The 17728-nt window shown below is 69.5% G+C and carries 17 protein-coding genes; 9 read left to right on the forward strand and 8 right to left on the reverse strand.

Annotation, left to right across the window (positions count from 1 at the left end; genetic code table 11):
- Nucleotides 1-115 precede the first annotated feature (115 nt).
- The 6 genes from efp to ACP93_RS00030 all read left to right on the forward strand — a co-directional run bounded on the left by efp (nucleotide 116) and on the right by ACP93_RS00030 (nucleotide 5249).
- Nucleotides 116-682, forward strand: coding sequence for an elongation factor P (gene efp, locus ACP93_RS00005; protein ID WP_048488837.1), 567 nt, complete (start codon nucleotides 116-118; stop codon nucleotides 680-682).
- Between the two features lie 128 nt (nucleotides 683-810).
- Entirely contained in the window at nucleotides 811-1470 is a 660-nt protein-coding gene (locus tag ACP93_RS00010; RefSeq protein WP_048488838.1) for a TMEM175 family protein, read from the forward strand.
- A gap of 25 nt (nucleotides 1471-1495) precedes the next feature.
- The gene (locus ACP93_RS00015; RefSeq protein ID WP_048488839.1) at nucleotides 1496-2830 is read left to right on the forward strand and encodes a TRZ/ATZ family hydrolase; all 1335 of its coding nucleotides are present in this window, start codon (nucleotides 1496-1498) and stop codon (nucleotides 2828-2830) included.
- 53 nt (nucleotides 2831-2883) lie between these two features.
- Nucleotides 2884-3603 (forward strand): bifunctional 2-polyprenyl-6-hydroxyphenol methylase/3-demethylubiquinol 3-O-methyltransferase UbiG, encoded by a 720-nt coding sequence (gene ubiG / locus ACP93_RS00020; RefSeq protein ID WP_048488840.1) that lies wholly within the window; start codon nucleotides 2884-2886, stop codon nucleotides 3601-3603.
- Between the two features lie 46 nt (nucleotides 3604-3649).
- Nucleotides 3650-4354: a phosphoglycolate phosphatase gene (locus ACP93_RS00025; RefSeq protein WP_048488841.1), complete on the forward strand. Its 705-nt coding sequence runs from the start codon at nucleotides 3650-3652 to the stop codon at nucleotides 4352-4354.
- A 190-nt stretch (nucleotides 4355-4544) separates the two neighbouring features.
- Nucleotides 4545-5249, forward strand: coding sequence for an isoprenoid biosynthesis enzyme family protein (locus ACP93_RS00030; RefSeq protein WP_048488842.1), 705 nt, complete (start codon nucleotides 4545-4547; stop codon nucleotides 5247-5249).
- Between the two features lie 28 nt (nucleotides 5250-5277).
- Here ACP93_RS00030 and ACP93_RS00035 read toward each other — a convergent pair whose 3' ends face one another.
- On the reverse strand, nucleotides 5278-6417 hold the full coding sequence (locus ACP93_RS00035; RefSeq protein ID WP_255347920.1) for a putative acyl-CoA thioester hydrolase: 1140 nt from the start codon (nucleotides 6415-6417) through the stop codon (nucleotides 5278-5280).
- Between the two features lie 451 nt (nucleotides 6418-6868).
- On the opposite strand from ACP93_RS00035, the gene ACP93_RS00040 reads away from it, so the two are divergent.
- Nucleotides 6869-8551, forward strand: coding sequence for a sensor domain-containing diguanylate cyclase (locus tag ACP93_RS00040; RefSeq protein ID WP_048488844.1), 1683 nt, complete (start codon nucleotides 6869-6871; stop codon nucleotides 8549-8551).
- Complete coding sequence (locus ACP93_RS00045; RefSeq protein ID WP_228135910.1) at nucleotides 8548-9504, forward strand: C40 family peptidase; 957 nt, start codon at nucleotides 8548-8550, stop codon at nucleotides 9502-9504. Before ACP93_RS00040 ends, ACP93_RS00045 begins: the two co-directional genes overlap by 4 nt.
- 925 nt (nucleotides 9505-10429) lie before the next feature.
- Here ACP93_RS00045 and ACP93_RS00050 read toward each other — a convergent pair.
- The 3 genes from ACP93_RS00050 to yidD are packed head-to-tail and all read right to left on the reverse strand — an operon-like array spanning nucleotide 10430 to nucleotide 12899.
- Nucleotides 10430-11293: a M23 family metallopeptidase gene (locus tag ACP93_RS00050; protein WP_048488846.1), complete on the reverse strand. Its 864-nt coding sequence runs from the start codon at nucleotides 11291-11293 to the stop codon at nucleotides 10430-10432.
- On the reverse strand, nucleotides 11293-12627 hold the full coding sequence (locus tag ACP93_RS00055) for a dihydroorotase (RefSeq protein ID WP_048488847.1): 1335 nt from the start codon (nucleotides 12625-12627) through the stop codon (nucleotides 11293-11295). Before ACP93_RS00055 ends, ACP93_RS00050 begins: the two co-directional genes overlap by 1 nt.
- On the reverse strand, nucleotides 12627-12899 hold the full coding sequence (gene yidD, locus ACP93_RS00060; RefSeq protein WP_106407029.1) for a membrane protein insertion efficiency factor YidD: 273 nt from the start codon (nucleotides 12897-12899) through the stop codon (nucleotides 12627-12629). Before yidD ends, ACP93_RS00055 begins: the two co-directional genes overlap by 1 nt.
- Nucleotides 12900-13013: 114 nt before the next feature.
- Here yidD and dksA point away from each other — a divergent pair, with 114 nt between their 5' ends.
- A complete protein-coding gene (gene dksA, locus ACP93_RS20865) occupies nucleotides 13014-14153 on the forward strand; it encodes an RNA polymerase-binding protein DksA (protein ID WP_082143323.1) in 1140 nt (379 codons plus the stop codon).
- 259 nt (nucleotides 14154-14412) lie between these two features.
- Here the strand turns inward: dksA and ACP93_RS00075 are convergent, their stop codons facing one another.
- The 4 genes from ACP93_RS00075 to ACP93_RS22165 all read right to left on the reverse strand — a co-directional run bounded on the left by ACP93_RS00075 (nucleotide 14413) and on the right by ACP93_RS22165 (nucleotide 17629).
- Nucleotides 14413-15087, reverse strand: a complete 675-nt coding sequence (locus ACP93_RS00075) for a secreted signal peptide protein (RefSeq protein ID WP_048488848.1) — start codon at nucleotides 15085-15087, stop codon at nucleotides 14413-14415.
- A 67-nt stretch (nucleotides 15088-15154) separates the two neighbouring features.
- The gene (locus tag ACP93_RS00080) at nucleotides 15155-16003 is read right to left on the reverse strand and encodes a hypothetical protein (protein ID WP_048488849.1); all 849 of its coding nucleotides are present in this window, start codon (nucleotides 16001-16003) and stop codon (nucleotides 15155-15157) included.
- A gap of 331 nt (nucleotides 16004-16334) precedes the next feature.
- A complete protein-coding gene (locus tag ACP93_RS00085) occupies nucleotides 16335-16721 on the reverse strand; it encodes a hypothetical protein (RefSeq protein ID WP_048488850.1) in 387 nt (128 codons plus the stop codon).
- Nucleotides 16722-16789: 68 nt separating this feature from the next.
- Nucleotides 16790-17629, reverse strand: a complete 840-nt coding sequence (locus ACP93_RS22165) for a hypothetical protein (protein WP_228135911.1) — start codon at nucleotides 17627-17629, stop codon at nucleotides 16790-16792.
- Nucleotides 17630-17728: the final 99 nt, after the last annotated feature.

Here is a 17728-nt window from a genome sequence, read left to right on the forward strand (position 1 = left end):
GGGCTGCGGTTATCATAGGCGGTCATCACACGAGCGCCCGCCGTTGCGGCGGAGCTTCCATTCTATCCGGCCGGCCGCCGAACGCGGCGGGTTTGCCTTACCCGAGGAGTTTCAGATGGCCAGCTACGGCATGAACGACGTCAAGAACGGGATGAAGATCCTGGTCAACAGCGAGCCTGCGATCATCACCGATACCGAATACGTCAAGCCCGGCAAGGGCCAGGCGTTCACCCGCGTCAAGTATCGCTTCATCAAGTCCGGGCGCGTGGTCGAAATGACCATGAAGGCGACCGACAGCGTGGAAGCGGCCGACGTGGTCGACACCGACATGCAGTACCTGTACAGCGATGGCGAGTACTGGCACTTCATGCAGCAGGAAACCTTCGAGCAGGTGCAGGCCGACAAGGCCGGCGTCGGTGATGCCGCCAAGTGGATCAAGGGCGAAGAGGCCTGCGTGGTGACGCTGTGGAACGGCACGCCGATCCAGGTCACCCCGCCGAATTTCGTCGAACTGAAGATCGTCGAGACCGACCCGGGCGTGCGCGGCGATACCTCCGGCGGCGGCGGCAAGCCGGCGACCCTGGAGACCGGCGCGGTGGTGCGCGTGCCGCTGTTCGTCGGCCAGGAAGAAGTGATCCGCGTCGATACGCGTTCGGGCGAATACGTCTCGCGCGTCAAGTGACACGTCGGCACGCCCGCGGCCGCAGCCGGCCGCGGGCGTGCGCACGCGCTGGCGTGCGGCGGCCAGGCAGCGCCCTGCGCCGGATCGCCGCGCGGCGGTGATGGACCACCTCGCTCCCAGGACAACCCGTGACGACCAGCCACGCCGACAGCGCCGACAGCAAGTATCCGCACGACCGCGTCGTGTTCTTCAGCGATGCGGTCTTCGCCATCGCCATCACTTTGCTGGCGGTGGAAATCAAGGTGCCGGGGCACGCCGAGGTCGCGGCGGCCGGCGGCATCCTCGCCGCGTTGCACCGGATGCTGCCGCTGTTCATCGGCTTCGCGGTCAGCTTCCTGGTCACCGCCCTGTTCTGGAAGTCGCACCTGCAGCTGTGCCGGCACATCCGCCAGTTCGACGACCGGCTGATCTGGCTCAATGTGCTGCAGCTGCTGCTGATCGGCCTGCTGCCGTTCTCCACCGCGCTGTATTCGGACTATTTCGGCAGCCACGAGGCGTTCGCGGTGTACTGCGCGCACCTGGCCGCGATCGGCCTGGCTGGTTACTGGCTGCATGCCTATGCGGTGCGCAAGGAAGGCCTGGCGCAGCGTCTGGGCCCGCTGCAGGCGCAGGCGATGAAGCTGCGCGCGGCGGTCTCGCCGGTGGTGTTCGCCTTGTGCATCCCCGTGGGCATGGTGGCGCCCTGGCTGGGCCGTTTCGGCTTCCTGGCGGTCTTCCTGCTGCAGTGGCTGGTGATGCGCGTGTACCAGCGGCGCATCCGCCGGGCGCAGGCGGCACCGGCACCGTGATCCCTCCTTTTTCAGAGCCTCTGCGATGACCTCCATACCCGAATCCTGCGACCTGCTGATCGAAGCCGGCTACGTGGTCCCGATCGAGCCGCATGCGGTGGTGCTGGAAGATCACGCGGTGGCGGTGCGCGGCAGCAAGATCGTGGCGGTGCTGCCGACCACCGAGGCGCGCACGCGCTTCGCCGCCGCGCGCGCCGTCTCGCGCCCCGACGCGGCCCTGCTGCCGGGCCTGGTCAACGCGCACACGCACAATCCGATGACCCTGCTGCGCGGCATCGCCGACGACCTGCCGCTGATGGTGTGGCTGCAGCAGCACATCTGGCCGGTGGAGACGGCGGTGATCGGCCCGGAGTTCGTCGCCGACGGCACCGCGCTGGCCATCGCCGAGATGCTGCGCGGCGGCACCACCTGCGCCAACGAGAACTACTTCTTCGCCGACGTGCAGGCCGCGGTGTACAAGCAGCACGGCTTCCGCGCGCGGGTCGGCACGGTGATCATCGATTTCCCCACCGCCTGGGCCAAGACCTCCGACGAATATTTCGCCCGCGCCTGCGAGGTGCACGACCAGTGGCGCGACGATCCGCTGGTCGGCATCGCCTTCGCCCCGCATGCGCCGTACACGGTCAACGACGCCAACTTCGAGCGGGTGCGGATGCTGTCCGACCAGCTCGAGGTGCCGGTGCACCTGCACACCCACGAGACCGCGCAGGAGATCGCCGACTCGCTCAAGCAGTACGGGCAGCGCCCGCTGGCGCGGCTGAACCGGCTGGGCCTGGTCAACGACCGCCTGATCGCGGTGCACATGACCCAGCTCACCGACGCGGAGATCCACCTGTGCGCCGAGCGCGGAGTCAGCGTGGTGCATTGCCCCGAATCCAACCTCAAGCTCGCGTCCGGCTTCTGCCCGGCCTGCGCGTTGCAGAGGGCAGGGGTGAACCTGGCGATCGGCACCGACGGCTGCGCCAGCAACAACGACCTGGACATGTTCAGCGAGAACCGCACCGCGGCGATCCTGGCCAAGGCCGTGGCCAACGACGCCACCGCGCTGGACGCGGCCAGCACGCTTCGCGCGGCCACCCTGGGCGGCGCGCGCGCGCTGGGCTTCGGCGAGACCATCGGCTCGATCGAGCCGGGCAAGCAGGCCGATCTGATCTGCGTGGACCTGTCGGCGCTGGAGACCCAGCCGCTGCACAACGTGCTGTCGCAACTGGTGTACGCCACCGGCCGGCAGCAGGTCAGCGACGTGTGGATCGCCGGCCAGCCCAAGCTGAGCCAGCGCGTGCTGGTGGACATGGACGTCGACGCGCTGGTCGCCAATGCGCGGCAGTGGCGCGAGCGTATCCGCAGCGTCCACGCCTGATCCGCTATGTTCGCCGTGCCGCACCCCGAGCGCGGCCCCAACGAGATACCGTCATGACCGCTTCCGCCGCCAACGCCTCCGCCAATTTCGATCAGGCCGAACTGGACAAGTTCGGCGCCCTGGCCACCCGCTGGTGGGACGCCGACGGTCCGCAGAAGCCGCTGCATGCGCTGAACCCGGTGCGCCTGCGCTACGTCGCCGAGCGCCTGCCGCTGCGCGGCGCGGCGGTGCTGGACGTGGGCTGCGGCGGTGGCCTGCTCAGCGAGGCGCTGGCCAAGGAGGGCGCGCAGGTCACCGCGATCGACCTGGCGCCGGAACTGATCAAGGTCGCGCGGCTGCACCAGTTCGAATCCGGGGTGGAGGTCGACTACCGCGTGCAGTCGGTCGAGGACCTGGCGGCGGCGCAGCCGGGCAGCTTCGACGCCATCACCTGCATGGAGATGCTCGAGCACGTGCCCGATCCGGCGGCGATCGTGCGCGCCTGCGCGACCCTGCTCAAGCCGGGCGGACAGCTGTTCCTGTCCACCCTCAACCGCACCCCGGCGGCGTTTGCCCTGGCCATCGTCGGCGCCGAATACGTGGCGCGGCTGCTGCCCACCGGCACCCACCGCTATCAGGATTTCATCAAGCCGGCGGAACTGGCGGCGTGGTTGCGCCAGGCCGAGCTGCAACTGCGCGACGTCAGCGGCCTGGCCTACGAGCCGTGGCGCAACCGCGCGCGGCTGTCCTCGCGCACCGAGGTCAATTACCTGGCGTGTGCGGGGAAGCCGTGATTCGGGAGTGGGGATTGGGGATTGGCAACGGCGGGTGCGTGCGCCTGTGACGCAAGCCGCGGACGATACCCAAGCGCGCTTTCCGCGGGTGGTGCTGTTCGATCTGGATGGCACGCTGCTGGACAGTGCGCCGGATCTGCTGGCCGCGGCCAATGCGGTGCTGGCCGAGCACGGCCGCGCGGCGCTGGCCTTGGCGCAGTTGCGGCCGGTGGTGTCCAAGGGCTCGCGGGCGATGCTTGCCGTGGCCTTCCCGGACCTGCCCGCCGCGCAGCGCGATGCGCTGATCCCGGCGTTCCTGCGCCATTACGAGGCGCTGATCGGCCGCCATTCGCAACTGTTCGACGGCATCGCCGAGCTGCTGCAGCGGCTCGAAGCCGCGGGCAGCGTGTGGGGCATCGTCACCAACAAGCCCGAGGCGCTGGCGCGGTTGATCCTGCCGCAACTGCAGTGGGAGCAGCGCTGCGCGGTGCTGATCGGCGGCGACACGCTGCCCGAGCGCAAGCCGCATCCGTTGCCGCTGCAGGTTGCCGCGCAGCGCCTGGGCGTGGCGCCGCACGAGGTGGCCTACGTCGGCGACGACGAACGCGACATCCTTGCCGCACGCGCCGCCGGCATGGCCTCGGTCGCGGTGCTGTGGGGCTATCGGCTGGACGAGGACGATCCGCTGGCCTGGCGCGCCGACGCGATGGTCGCCGCGCCGGCCGAGCTGTATGCGGCCGCGGCCTGGCCGGTCGCCGCAGTCGCTCCCTGACGTCGTGGCCGTCGCGGCGTCGGCGACGCCGCCGCGCAGAGAACGCCGTTTCGCCGCCTGCACGCCGACACCGCTCGGCATCCACCTACCGCGCACGTAAACTGCGCGTTCTGCGCGGCCACCGCGCTCACTCACTCTCCGTTGCGCGACGTCTTCGACGCGCGCGCCTGAATCCGGATCCACCGATCGCATGAGCAGTTCGTCCGCCCTGGATGCCTTCCTCGACAAATGGCGCCGCCGCTGGCCGGAATGGGCCGTGGCCGAGGCCTTCGTGCCGGCGCCGCAACGTGCCCGTACCGTGGCCTGGTTCGCCCTGCTGCAGGAGTTCGACGACATCCTCAACATCGCCGGCGATCCGCTGCCGGCCGACGCCAAGCTGGCGTGGTGGGGCGAGGAACTGCGCAGTTGGGCCGGGCAGCGTTCGCGGCATCCGCTGGGGCGGGTGCTGGAGCCGGTGGCCGCGCCGTGGACGCAACTGGCCGAAGCCTTGCCGAGCCTGCCGCAGTCGCGCGCGGCCGCGGCCGACACGGCGCATGCGCTGGAGCGGCTGGAGCCGTTCGCGCAGGCGGTGGTCGCAGTCGAGCGCGCGCTGTTCGAAGCCCCGGCCGAGGGCGCCGCGGTGCCGGTCGCGCTGCAGGTGCTGGCGCAGCGCCTGGCCGAGGCCGGCGCGGCCACTGCGCCGCTGGCGCTGCGCGGCGGCGATGAGGCGCAGCAGCGCCAGCGCTGGGCGCAGGCGTTGCTGAAACCGTGGCCGCGCCGTGTGCGTGGGCCGCGTCCGCGGCGCATCCTGTCGGCGCTGGCACGTGCGCGGACGGCGCAGCAGGCGGTCGCCACGCCCAAGCCGCCCGGGTCGATGGCGACGCTGTGGCGCGCCTGGTGGGCCGGGCTGGGCTGAGCCCCGGCCACACCATGTTCGCCTTGCCTCAGGGAGCGCTGCCGGCGCCGCTGTTGGCGTACTCGTAGAAGCGGTTGGCCGAGGTGCTGCAGTTGCTGCTGCAGTACGGCCGGCCGACGGTCGAGGCGTTCCACGGCGCGCTCTTGCGGATGTGCCCGCCCAGCGTCGAGTCGCGGATCACCACCTTGCCGTTGGGCGAGGTGCCGTTGACGTAGTTGGACAGGCTGCCCACGCTCTCGTCCCAGGCCCGGCCCAGCCACACCGTGCCGCTGCCGGGATTGCCGATCGCGTCGAAGATGCTGCCGACGGCCAGGAAGCCGTAACTGCTGCCGGGGCGGGTGCTGGGCGCGAAGATCACCCCGCCGTCGTCGGCGCCGCGGCGGGCCGCCGTGTAGCGGATGGTGCTGCCGGCGAACACCGCCACGCCCGAGCCGAAGATGAAGTCGGTATCGCCCTCGATGGTGCCGCCCTTGAAGTACGCGCGGATCACCGTGTTGGCGCTGCCGGCGCTGACCAGCAGGGTGTCCTGGTTGCCGGTCAGCACCACGTTCTCCAGCACCGCCTTGTCGCCGCGCAGCGCCAGCGCCACCGCCGACTGGTTGCTGCCGCTGTAGGTGCCTTCGACGTAGCTGTTGACGATCGCCAGGTTGCGCGCCTGGAACTGTGCCGCGCGCACGGTGACGGTGCCGCTGTCGGAGGTGCCGACGGTGCTGCTGGCGGCGTTGCTGGCGCAGGGATGGGTGGCGCTGCCGGTGGGCTTCGGGGTGGGGTTGGCGTTGCCGAAACGGATCGTGGTGCTGGCCGGGCTGCCGCCGAGGCCGAATAGCGTGAGCGGCGGCGCCGCGGCAGGCACGCAGACCACTTCGGTGTAGGTGCCCGGCGCCACGCTGATGTAGCGGCGCATGCTGCCGCCGGCAGCGACCGCGGCGTCCACCGCGGCCTGCACGGTGCGGTAGCGGGTGCTGCCGTCGGCCGCCACTGCGTAGTCGGCCTGCAGCAGCGCGACCCCGGTGCTCGGATCCCAGTTGTCGGTGACCAGCGCGCCGATCGGACCGGCCTGGGCCAGGTGGCGGGCGACGGTCTGGTTGGCCGCCTCGCTGCTGGTCAGTTGCGGGCGCGACGTGGTTCCGGTCAGGGCCGGGGCATCGGCGACGACCCCGCCCGCCAGGGCGAGGGTGGAGGAAAGCAGCAACCAGCGCGATACGGTCATGGAAAGCCTCCGCTCAAGGATAAGGGACCGCGGCGACAGGTGGATGATACCGGTGTCATCCGGTGGTGCAGTCCGGCGTCGTCAGCGGAGCGGGGATGGTAGGGACGTTTGCGCGTGGGTGCCGGCCGATGTCGCAGCCAGAGATCCATTGTGTCGTCTCCATCACGATCGCGGATTCACCGCACGAACGGAACGCCAGCCGGGCAGGGACGGACGGGCCGTTCCCGGGCCCAAAAGCGCCAGCGACCGACGTTCCAGGCGGCGGGTCGGCAAGGCGTCGCGGCACTGCGGCATGGATCTGCGCGCGCGCTCCGCCGGGTGGCGCGGCGTGATGGAGCTGTGAATTTGGATACGAGCCCCGTCGCGGCTTGCGCTACGCTCGACGCCGATCCCATTTGGAACCCGTCGATTGAAGCGCCTGTGCCGTTGGTGCTGCCTGTTGCTGTGCCTGGGAATGGTCGGGTCGGCGCTGGGGCAGGAACTGTTGTTGCAACGGCTTGCAGCCGACCCGCCGGCGCCGGAGGTGGTGGCGGGGCGCCACGATGCCGCGTTCGCCGATGCCGGCCATGGCGCGACCCTGTACGAGCGCAGCAAGCAGCCCACCTGGTGGCGCATCCGCGCCGACCGCGCGATCGGCAGCGAGGGCCAACCGCAACTGGTACTGCAGTCGCCCTACCTGACCCGGGTCGAGGCCTGGGTGCCGGGGCGCGCCGTGCCGACCCGGCATGCGATCTACGGTGCCGACGCGGATCTGCGCTACTCGACCCGCGCCCTGGTGATCGCCTTGCCGCAGGGGCTGCCGCGCGGCGCCTCGATCTGGCTGCGGGTGCACGCGCCAGCGGCGATGCCGATGCCGGTGGGCATCGTGCCGCTGGCGCAGGTGCAGCGCGAGGACCTGCACTACGTCGGCTGGCGCGCCTTCATCCTCGGCTCGACCGCGGTGCTGGCGATCCTGGCGATCGCGCTGTGGGCGCGTCTACGCGAGCCGATCTACGGGTACTTCACCGCCAACGTGATGTGCGTGCTGCTGTACCTGCTCGGTCTCGGTGGCGAGGCCCGCGCGGTGCCCGGATTGGCCAGTGTGTTCGCGTCCTCGCCGACGCCGATGCGCATCGTTGCCGCGCTCGGCGGCTTCTTCATCATCACCTTCCAGCGCCAGCAACTGGAGATGCACCGGCAACTGCCGCGGCTGGACCGGGTGCTGCGGCTGTGCGCGCTGTTCCTGCTCGGCATCGCCATGGCCTGCCTGTTGTCGGATTCGGTGGTGCTGAGCCTGCTCGGCAATCTCGGGCTGATCGTCGGCGCGGCGCTGCTGTTGCCGTGCTGCCTGCTGCTGGCCTTGCGCGGGCAGCGCTACGCCTGGCCGCTGCTGGCCTCGTGGACGCCGCTGTGGATGCTGTGCGTGCTGCGTTGCCTGGAACTGACCGGGTGGCTGCACCTGGACCTGGCCGCGCCGGTGCTGGCGCACGGCATCAGCCTGGCGCTGGCGATCTCCTGCCTGCTGGTGACCTTCGGCCTGGCCGAGCAGATCCTGGAACTGCGTCGCGACCGCGACCGGGTCAGTCGCATGGCGACGGTGGACGAACTCACCGGCATGCTCACCCGCGCCGCGCTGCAGCAGCGCCTGGCCGACGCGCTGCAGGACGCCGCACGCAGCGCGCAGCCGCTGGCGTTGGCCTACATCGACATCGACCATTTCAAGCGCATCAACGACATCCACGGCCACGCCGGCGGCGATGCCTGCCTGCGCTGGGTCGCCGCGTGCGCACGGGCGCGCCTGCGCAGCACCGACACGCTCGGCCGCCAGGGCGGCGACGAGATGCTGCTGCTGATGCCAGGCGCCACCCTGGAAGCGGCGCGGCGCGCGGCCGAGGACATCCGCCAGCACGTCGCCGCGCAGTCGCTGCCGCGCGAAGGCCAGGCGCTGTCATGCACGCTGAGCGTCGGCGTGGCGCAATGGCAGCGCGGCGAGAGCGTCGCGGCGCTGCTGCAGCGCGCCGATGCCGCGCTCTACGCCAGCAAGGCCGCCGGCCGCAACCGGGTCAGCGTTTCCACCATCACCCGCGCCACCTACCAGGAGCCTCAGCCATGACTGCACAACCCGCTTTGCCCGCGTTCGCTCCCGATCAGTTGCAGGTCGGCGACATCCTGTTGCAACTGGGTTGCGGCCCGGTGTCCGAACTGATCGCCTGGTGCGGCGACAGCATCTACAGCCACGCCGCCATCGTCGCCGACCAGGGCGACCTGATCGAGGCGGCGGCCAGCGGCGTGCGCCGCTATCCGCTGGCGCAGCGGCTGACCGACACCACCAACTACCTCGTCATCGACGCCTACCGGCCACTCAGCTACGCCGGCGTGGCACTTGACGATGCCGACCGCGCCAGCGTGCTGGCCAAGGCGCAGTCGCTGCTGGGCGTTCCGTATCCGCTGGACAGCCTGGCCACGCTGGGCCTGCTGGTCGCCATCCGCGGCAAGTGGCCGCAGCACTGGCTGGCGCGGATCGTGGTGCGCGAGGCGCTGGACCACCTGGTCCGCGACAACCCCTCGCACATGGTGTGCAGCGAAGTGGTGTACCGCGCGCTGGCCGAATGCGACGCGACGCCGCCGGGCCGGCTGGCGCCGCAGATCGTGCTCAGCGGGCCGACGCACATGCCGTTCCCGGACCTGGACTGGAAGGCGCTGTGGGAAGAAGTGTGGCAACTGCTGCATCCGCACCGGCAGCAGGCCCTGGGCGACATCGCGCAGCGCCTGGCGGCGGTGGAGGGCGCACCGGCCAGTCTGGCTGCCTCGGCGCTGACCACGGTCGCCGACGACGACCTGCTGAGCCGCGCCAACGCGGTCCGCGCCGGGCTGGGCCTGCCGCCGTTGCCGCCGGTCACCGATCAGGTGGAAGACAACGGCAGTCTGCTGCGGGAAGCCGGCGAAGAGGCCCCGGGGACGCCCTTGCCGCATCCCAATCCCAAGCTGGTGATGCCGCTGGACCTGGCCAACAGCCCGTCGCATGTGGTGCTGGGGCGCCTGCTGCCGGCGGCCACGCCTGCATAGCGAAAAGGCTGGCGCCAGCGTATTGCACGAGGCTGCGCCCGAACCCTTATCCGCCCATGTGGTGCGCCTCCACAAAGTGAGGTCGTGGTCCGGACGGGAGAAAGGGGGCCGTGGCCCCAACGGGAGAAGGAACGGCAGCAAGCCCCTCTCCCATCGGGAGAGGGGTTGGGGTGAGGGTCCGGCCTCCCGCCACACCGCCCGTGCCGCGCACGGCCATTCGCGCGAGTGCCGGCGCTCGTTTCTGCCGTCGCTTGCGCTCCTGCGCCGAGACCCGCCGCCGCAGCCGCTGCGCGACGCGGATGCCCGCAGCGTTCCGATGTGGGAGCGACTTCAGGACACATCCAACAACACGCCATTGCCGCGGCTCGGCACGATGTATCGCCGCGATTGCACGAGCGGCTTCAGCCGCGACGGGCATTCCCGGTAACGCCCGTCGCGGCTGAAGCCGCTCCTACGAAATGCATGCGCTGCCCTACGTCAGTGCACCTGATGAGGGCGCCGCAGCGCGTCAGTGAGCCTGATACACCAGCGCTTCAAGGCTGCTTCGTGCGCTCCAGCACCAACAACGGATCGATGCGCACGTCGAACCGCGCCAGGCGAATGCATCGGCGACCCGAATGCCGAACGCGCCGCCGCGCGCCAGCCCACCTGACGCACCAGCGCTTCAAGGCTGCTTCGTGCGTTCAAGCACCAATAAAGGATCGATGCGCACGTCGAACCGCGCCAGGTGAATGCATCGGCGACCCGAATGCCGAACGCGCCGCCGCGCGCCAGCCCACCTGACGCACCAGCGCTTCAAGGTTGCTTCGTGCGCTCCAGCACCAACAACGGATCGATGCGCACGTCGAACCGCGCAGGTGAATGCATCGGCGACCCGAATGCCGAACGCGCCGCCGCGCGCCAGCCCACCTGACGCACCAGCGCTTCAAGGCTGCTTCGTGCGTTCAAGCACCAATAAAGGATCGATGCGCACATCGAACCAATTCATCCCCCAATGCAGATGCGGTCCGGTCGCACGACCCGTGGCACCCACTGCGCCGATCACCTGGCCCTGGGCGATGCGGTCGCCGACCTTCACGTCGATCCGCGACAGGTGCAGGAAGTTGGAACTGACGCCATAGCCGTGATCCAGCAGCACGGTGCCACCGGTCAGGTACAGATCGGGGGCGGCGAAGGTGATCACGCCGGCGGCCGGGGCCTTGACCGGGGTGCCGCTGGGTACGGCGATGTCCATGCCCGAATGCCCGGCGCCGGGCTGGCCGTTGTAGACCCGGGCGTTGCCGAAGCGGCCGCTGATGCGGCCCTGCACCGGCCAGAGGAAGGGCGCGGCGAAATCGGTACGCGGGTCGTCGCGGTTGCGCGCGGCGGTGACCTGGGCCTGTTCGCGCTTGATCCGCTCGGCGATCGCCGGCGGCGGGTTCACCGTCTTCGGCGGCACCCCGTTGACCTGTTCCAGCGGCCAGTCGCGCGGCGTCACCGCGATCTCGACGGTCTCGCTGCCGCCGTCGGGACGCTGGATGGCGATGCGCAGCGGACCGCGTTCGTCGCGGCCGATGCCGAACACCACGCTGCCGTAATCGCTGACCCGCAGGGTGCGGCCTGCGTACTGCACGCGGCTGCCTGGCGCCACCTTGCCGATCACCAGCGCGCCCTGCGAGGCGCTGCGCGGGAACACGCTGCGCGCCTCGGCGCCGGCCGCGGCCGGCGTCTGCGCATGCAGCACCGGGGCGAGCGGTGCGGCCAGCAGCATCAGCGCCTGCGCGGCGCCGGACACCAGGGCGCCGCGCATCAGCGGTCGAACGCCAGGCGCTGCCCGTTGGGGCTGCCGACCAGACGGGTGCCGTCCCAGGCCAGCACGCCGTTGACCCAGGTCGCGGCGATTTTCGAGCGGAAGCTGCGGCCCTCGAACGGCGACCAGCCGCACTTGGACAGCACGTCCTCGCGGCGCACGGTGAAGGCGGTGTCGTCGAGCAGCACCAGGTCGGCGTGGTAGCCCTCGCGCAGGAAGCCGCGTTCGTGCACGTCGAACAGCAGCGCCGGCGCGTGCGCGAACTTGTGCACCACCTGGGCCACGCTGAGCCGGCCCTCGTGGACCAGCTCCAGCGCCGCGACCAGCGCGTATTGCACCAGCGGCAGGCCGGACGGCGCCTGCGCATACGGCTTGCTCTTCTCTTCCCAGGTGTGCGGGGCGTGGTCGGTGGCGAGCACGTCGATCACGTCCTCGGCGATCGCGCGGATCAGCGCCTCGCGGTCGCTGGCGTCCTTGATCGCCGGGTTGCACTTGATCAGGTTGCCGAGCGTGGCGTAGTCGGCGCGATCGAAGCGCAGGAAGTGGATGCAGGTCTCGGCGGTGATGCGCTTGCCCTGGATCGGGCCGGGCGTGAACAGCGCCAGCTCGTCGGCGGTGGAGATGTGCAGCACGTGCAGGCGCGTGCCGTGCTTCTTCGCCAGCGACACCGCCAGCTGCGAGGACTTCAGGCAGGCCTCGCGCGAGCGGATGTCCGGGTGCATGTCCGGGGTCAGCGCATCGCCGTATTTCTGCCTGAACGCGGCCAGGGTCGCGTCGATGGTCGGGGTGTCTTCGCAATGGGTGATGATCGGCGTCGGCGCGTCGCGGAAGATCGCATCCAACGTGTCCGGGTTGTCGACCAGCATGTTGCCGGTGGAAGCGCCCATGAACACCTTGATGCCGGGCGCGGTCTTCGGGTCCAGGGTCTGGATCGCGGCCAGGTTGTCGTTGCTGGCGCCGAGGTAGAAGCCGTAGTTGCCCCAGGCGCGGCCCTGCGCGGCGTCGTACTTGGCCTGCAGCGCGGCGGCGTCGAGCGTGGGCGGGTTGGTGTTGGGCATGTCCATGAAGCTGGTCAGACCACCGGCCACCGCGGCCGCCGATTCGGTGGCGATGTCGCCCTTGTGGGTCAGGCCGGGCTCGCGGAAGTGCACCTGGTCGTCGATCATGCCGGGCAGCAGCCAGCGCCCGGCGGCGTCGACCACGGTCTCGCCCTCGCGCGCGGCCAGCTGCGGGGCGATCGCGTCGATGCGGCCGTCGGCGATGCGCAGGTCGCCCTGGGTTTCGCGGCCCTCGTTGACCAGGCGCGCGTTGACGATCAGTGTGGAAGCGGACATCAGTGTTTTCCTTGGCAGCGGCAGGGTGGCGGCGCCGTGGGGTCGGGCACCGGGTCGAACCCGCCAGGATGGAAGGGATGGCAGCGGCCGACGCGGCGGGCGGCCATCCAGCCACCGCGCAATGCGCCGAAACGGGCGATGGCGGTCACCGCGTACGCCGAGCAACTGGGCACGAAACGGCAGCGCGGCCCCAGCAGCGGGCTGATGAAGCGCTGGTACAGGCGCAGCAAGGCGATGAGAGCGCGGGCGATCACGCCACCATGATATGCCACTGTGCTGGACTAGGCGGGTCGCTCGGCGTATACGCCGCGTTGTTGCCGCGGGGGGTAGGGTAGGCTATAAAGGCCCGCTTTCCCGGGCCCCGGGAAGACCAAGGAAGAGCGTTCGTGGCTGCTAAAAAACCTGCAAAGAAGGCCGTCCAGGCCGCCAAGAAGCCTGCCAAGCCCGTCGCCAAGAAAGCGACGGTGTCCGCCGCCAGCAAACCGCTGAAGAAAGCCGCGCCCGCGAAGTCGGCGGCCAAGGCCGCGCCGGCCAAATCGGCCGGCAAGGTCGTGGCCAAGAAGCCGGCGGCCAAACCGGCCGCGGCTGCGCCGGTCAAGTCCGCTCCCGCCAAGAAGGCCCCGGTCAAGCAGGCACCTGCCAAGCCGGTCGCGCCGGCCAAGGCCGCGGCCAAGCCTGCGCCTGCCGCCAAGCCGGCAGCGAAGACGCCCGCCGCCAAGCCTGCAGCCAAGGTGACCAAGACCGCGGCCGCTCCTGCCAAATCCAAACCGGCCACCGCCTCCGTCGCATCCGCGGTGACCACCTCCGTACCGAAGTCGGCACCCAAGCCGGCTGCGGCCAAGCCTGTCCCGGTCAAGCCCGTCGCGCCTGCCGCAGCACCGGCTCCCAAGCCCGCTGCCGCCAAGTCCGCCGCGCCGTCGACCCCGCCACAAAAGAATCCCGTGTCCGTTTCGAAATCCTCCGCGAAAACCCCCACCAAGTCCGAGTCCACCCCGAAGGCGCCGGTCGCCAAGCCCACCGGCAAGGTCGCCGTGGCCGTGACCGCCAAGTCCAACACCCCGGCCAAGCCGGCCAAGTACAAGGTGGTCGAGTACAAGACCGACGAGGCCACCGGCCGTCCGATCCTGCCCAAGGGCTACAAGCCGGCGGCGGACGAGGAGTACATGAGCGCGCTGCAGCAGGAGTATTTCCGCCAGCGCCTGCTCACCTGGCGCGCCGACCTGGTCGAGGAATCCAAGCAGACCATCGAGAACCTGCGCGACGAAGTCCGCGACATCGGCGACGAGGCCGAGCGTGCCACCCGCGAGACCGAGAACTCGCTGGAACTGCGGACCCGCGACCGCTACCGCAAGCTGATCGGCAAGATCGACAGCACGCTCAAGCGCCTGGACGCCGGCGACTACGGTTACTGCGTGGACACCGGCGAAGAGATCGGCCTGGAGCGTCTGGAAGCGCGCCTCACCGCCGAGCGCACCATCGACGCGCAGGAGCGTTGGGAGCACCTGCAGAAGCAGCAGGGCGACTGAGTCCGCGCCGCCCCGACGTGTCAAGGCAAGGCCCCGCTCGCGCGGGGCTTTGCGTTTTCTGGCCCCTCGTCGGGGCGAAGCGCCTGCCGTCTGCTGCCGCGTGTAGCGGAGACGCCACTCCTCCTGCACGACCGCCCATCCAAGCGTCGATGCGCGATGCGCAGCCGTACGCCCGGTCCTGCTGCCGCAGCCGTTCGCGGCCGCGTGGGCAGGCTTCCGTTGGCAGGCGGGCCTATCCCGGCATGGACGACGGCGCCCTTCAGCGCACGCCGTTGACCAGACCGCTTTGCGTGTCCTTGCTCAGTTGCAAGCCGGGCAGGGAGAAGCTGTCCAGGTCCTGCTTGGTGGCGGCGAGGTCCAGCCCGACGAGGGCCGAGGTATCCGGATCGACCTCCAGGCCCAGCGGCATCGCCGCGAACTGCACGTAGTCGCGGCTGGCGTTCCATTGCGGCTGCCCGCCGATCGCCTGCAGCACGCGATCGACATGCGTGCCGGCCGGCTGGCCGAGCAGATCGAACGGCAGTGGCACGCCGGGATTGGCGGAGGCGATCAGGTTGGTGACCCGGTCGTGGCGAAAACGCACCGCCAGCTGGCTGTAGGCGAGGGCCGCGGCTGGCCGCGGTTGCTGTGCCAGCTGCGCATTGAACCCGCGCGGATACAGATACACCACACTGAGCGTGTCCGGATGCGCCGCATCGCGGCGGGTGATGTCCGGCTGGCCCAGCGCGGCCAGGACCTGTTGCCTGCGCATGCCGAGCGCGACCGGGCCAAGACGTGTGCATGCGGGGGGCAGGGTGGCGGCGCTGCTGGTGCCTGCAAAGGCCTGGTGCAGCGCGTGCGTGCAAGCCGTCGCATCGCTGCCGGCGGCATGGGCCTGCGAGCAGGCCAGGCCGAGAGCGAGCAGGCCGAACAGCGAAAGAAACCGGGGTGTCATGAGAAATCTCCGTAACGGGTCATGTGTGGCGAGGACGGGAGCGCTCCCGTCCTCGCCACAGGGGGAGTTAGTTGCCGTGCCAGCCTTCGCGGTGCCCGTAGGCGGTGATGAACGCGTCGCGCTGGTCGCTGCTCAATGAACCCCATTGAGCGGACGGACTCAGGCCCGAATTGGTGGTGATGGTGGTGATCATCTCCGAAGTCGGATTCTCGCTCGGCGGCGACCAGGCGGTGATGAGGTCGCTCAGCGTGGCGTTACCGCCGGCGTTGTTGTTGAGGCGGTCCATGTTGGACGCCGCGGCGTCCAATCCGGCCTGAGGGCTGGAGAAGATCGCGAAACCGCGATCGTTGCCGAGCGAGCCGTGATTGTCCGCAAAAGTGCCCGAACGGATGTCGAGCGGGTTGTTGTCGCGGTTGGGGTGCGTGCCGGTGATTTCCTGCGTGGTGCCATCGGCCGCGGTATAGGTCACCGTGGTGCCGCTGGCCGACGCCGACGTCGCGGGCTTGTCGTTGCTGCCGGCGCCGTCGCCATCGCTGCCATCACCGTCGCCACCATCGCCGTCGCCGTCGCCGCCATCACCGTCGCCACCGTCGCCTTCACCGCCTTCGCCTCCCTCACCCCCTTCGCCACCTTCGCCACCTTCTCCTCCCTCACCACCTTCGCCTCCTTCACCGCCTTCGCCGCCCTCGCCACCGCCCTCCGATTCGACCGGTGCGATCTCATCGTTGGTGGCCATCTGAGCCGAAGCGGTCTTGTGCATCGCCATGTGGTGATGGTGATGGGTCTTGGCTTTTGCGTGGTGCGTTTTCTTGTGCGCCTTGGCGTGGTGAATCGAACTGGACAACGGATGCACGCCGATGGATGTGCGCGTGCCACCTGCAACCATATCGATTTCGATGATATCGAGCGTTCTCATGTTGATCCTTGAACAGAGGTGCGGGAAAAGCGCCGTCCCCGCTTCGGCTGATCCGGTGCGTGCGGCGTGGCCGACGATCGGATCGGTTCATGCTGCGTGCGTTGCGCCAGGACATGAGCAGGGGGCATGGGCCCGTTCCTGCGCCTGCGCGCTCGAACGCAAGAAATTGGGCGTGCCGATGCGACGTGCGACGCACGGCACCACGATGTCCGTGGATTGCAGCGCGCGCACTGGCCGCGAACCGGGACTGCGGCCCGCTGGGAGCGCCTGCGGTGTCGCGCCATCCTTGCCACTGCGTCTTCACCGACGGCAAAAGCCCCTGATCGGGCGGTTACATCCGCTGCATCGTCGTCGCCCCCTCGCTGGAGCACACCAAGGTCAGGTCCAGGCGGCGGACCGTCCAATGCGACGGCGTGTCGACCGTCCCGGACGCATGGACGTGATAGGCGGGGCAGTCCGCGTCTTCTTCCGGGTTGTTCTTGATGTCGCAGTTGCCTTCGATCAGGAAGGCGTTGCTCCCTTCGGCGCCGGTGCGGGAAAATTTCAATGCAGGACAGGTCCCGAACAGCCTCGACAGGACGATGTCGTTCTTCAACACGTAGGCGATCGCCTGTTCTCCGCCAGCGTGGGAAGGGGCCTGCTTCGCCTGCGACGCTCCTTGCACGGCGACGGCCAGCGCCAAGGCCATGCAGATGCGCGGTAACCAGAAGGATTTCATAGGGAGCTCCGAGAGGCAGTCGTCTCCCGGGTCGGCGGACGCCGGCCCGGGAGGTCGCGAAATGCGGATTACTTGAAGACGCTGATATGGACGTGGGTGGTGTCGCCGGTCTCGCGGCTGGCGGCGGTCCAGTCCGCGGTGGGACTGGAGCGGATGAAATTGCCCGCGGGGCCTTCCACGTAGCTCACGTTGGGATTGGCCATCGCCGCATTCTCCAGCGCCTGGGCGTTCTGGAGGCCTTCGCCGCTCGTCCCGACATGGACGTCGTTGATGATGTTGATGTCGACGGCGTTGCCCGTGTAGTGGGCGGAATTGGGGTTGTGGCTGCCGTTGGTCGTGGCCGAGATATCGATGCTGTCGACGCTCTGGTCGCCGTCGAGCACCGAGCCCAGGGTCGAGGCCATTTTGGAGGTGACGGGGTTGTTGCTGCTCGAGCCGTCCTGGGTGTTCTGGTACGTGATCGAGACCGTCCTGCCATCGGACGTCGTATGGCTGCTGCCTATGCTGGTATCGGCCGGGCCGTTGCCGTCGGCATCGTTGCCGTCGTCGTAACCGCCGCTGCCATCGCCTTCGCCGCCTTCGCCTCCCTCACCACCTTCACCGCCTTCGCCACCTTCACCTCCCTCACCACCTTCACCTCCCTCGCCTCCCTCGCCACCTTCGCCTCCCTCACCACCTTCGCCGCCCTCACCGCCTTCACCGATCGGTTCGACCTCTTCCATCCGTGCCATCTGCATGGTCGCGGACTTGTGCATCGCGGCGTGGTGGTGATGGATCTTGGCCTTGGCGTGGTGGGTCTTGTTGTGCGCCTTGGCATGGTGGATGGAACTGGACAGCGGGTGTGCGCCGATCGATGTGCGCGTCCCGCCTGCGATCAGATCGATTTCGATGATGTCGAGCGTTCTCATGGTGATCCTCGAACAGGTGTGCGGGGAAGGTGCCGTCCTCGCTTCGGCTGATCCGCGCATGCGACGAAGGCGCCGCATGCGTGGACCGATCCCGGTCAT

The sequence above is a fragment of the Xanthomonas sp. NCPPB 1128 genome, from assembly GCF_001043115.1.
In the GTDB taxonomy this organism is placed as follows: Bacteria; Pseudomonadota; Gammaproteobacteria; order Xanthomonadales; family Xanthomonadaceae; genus Xanthomonas_A.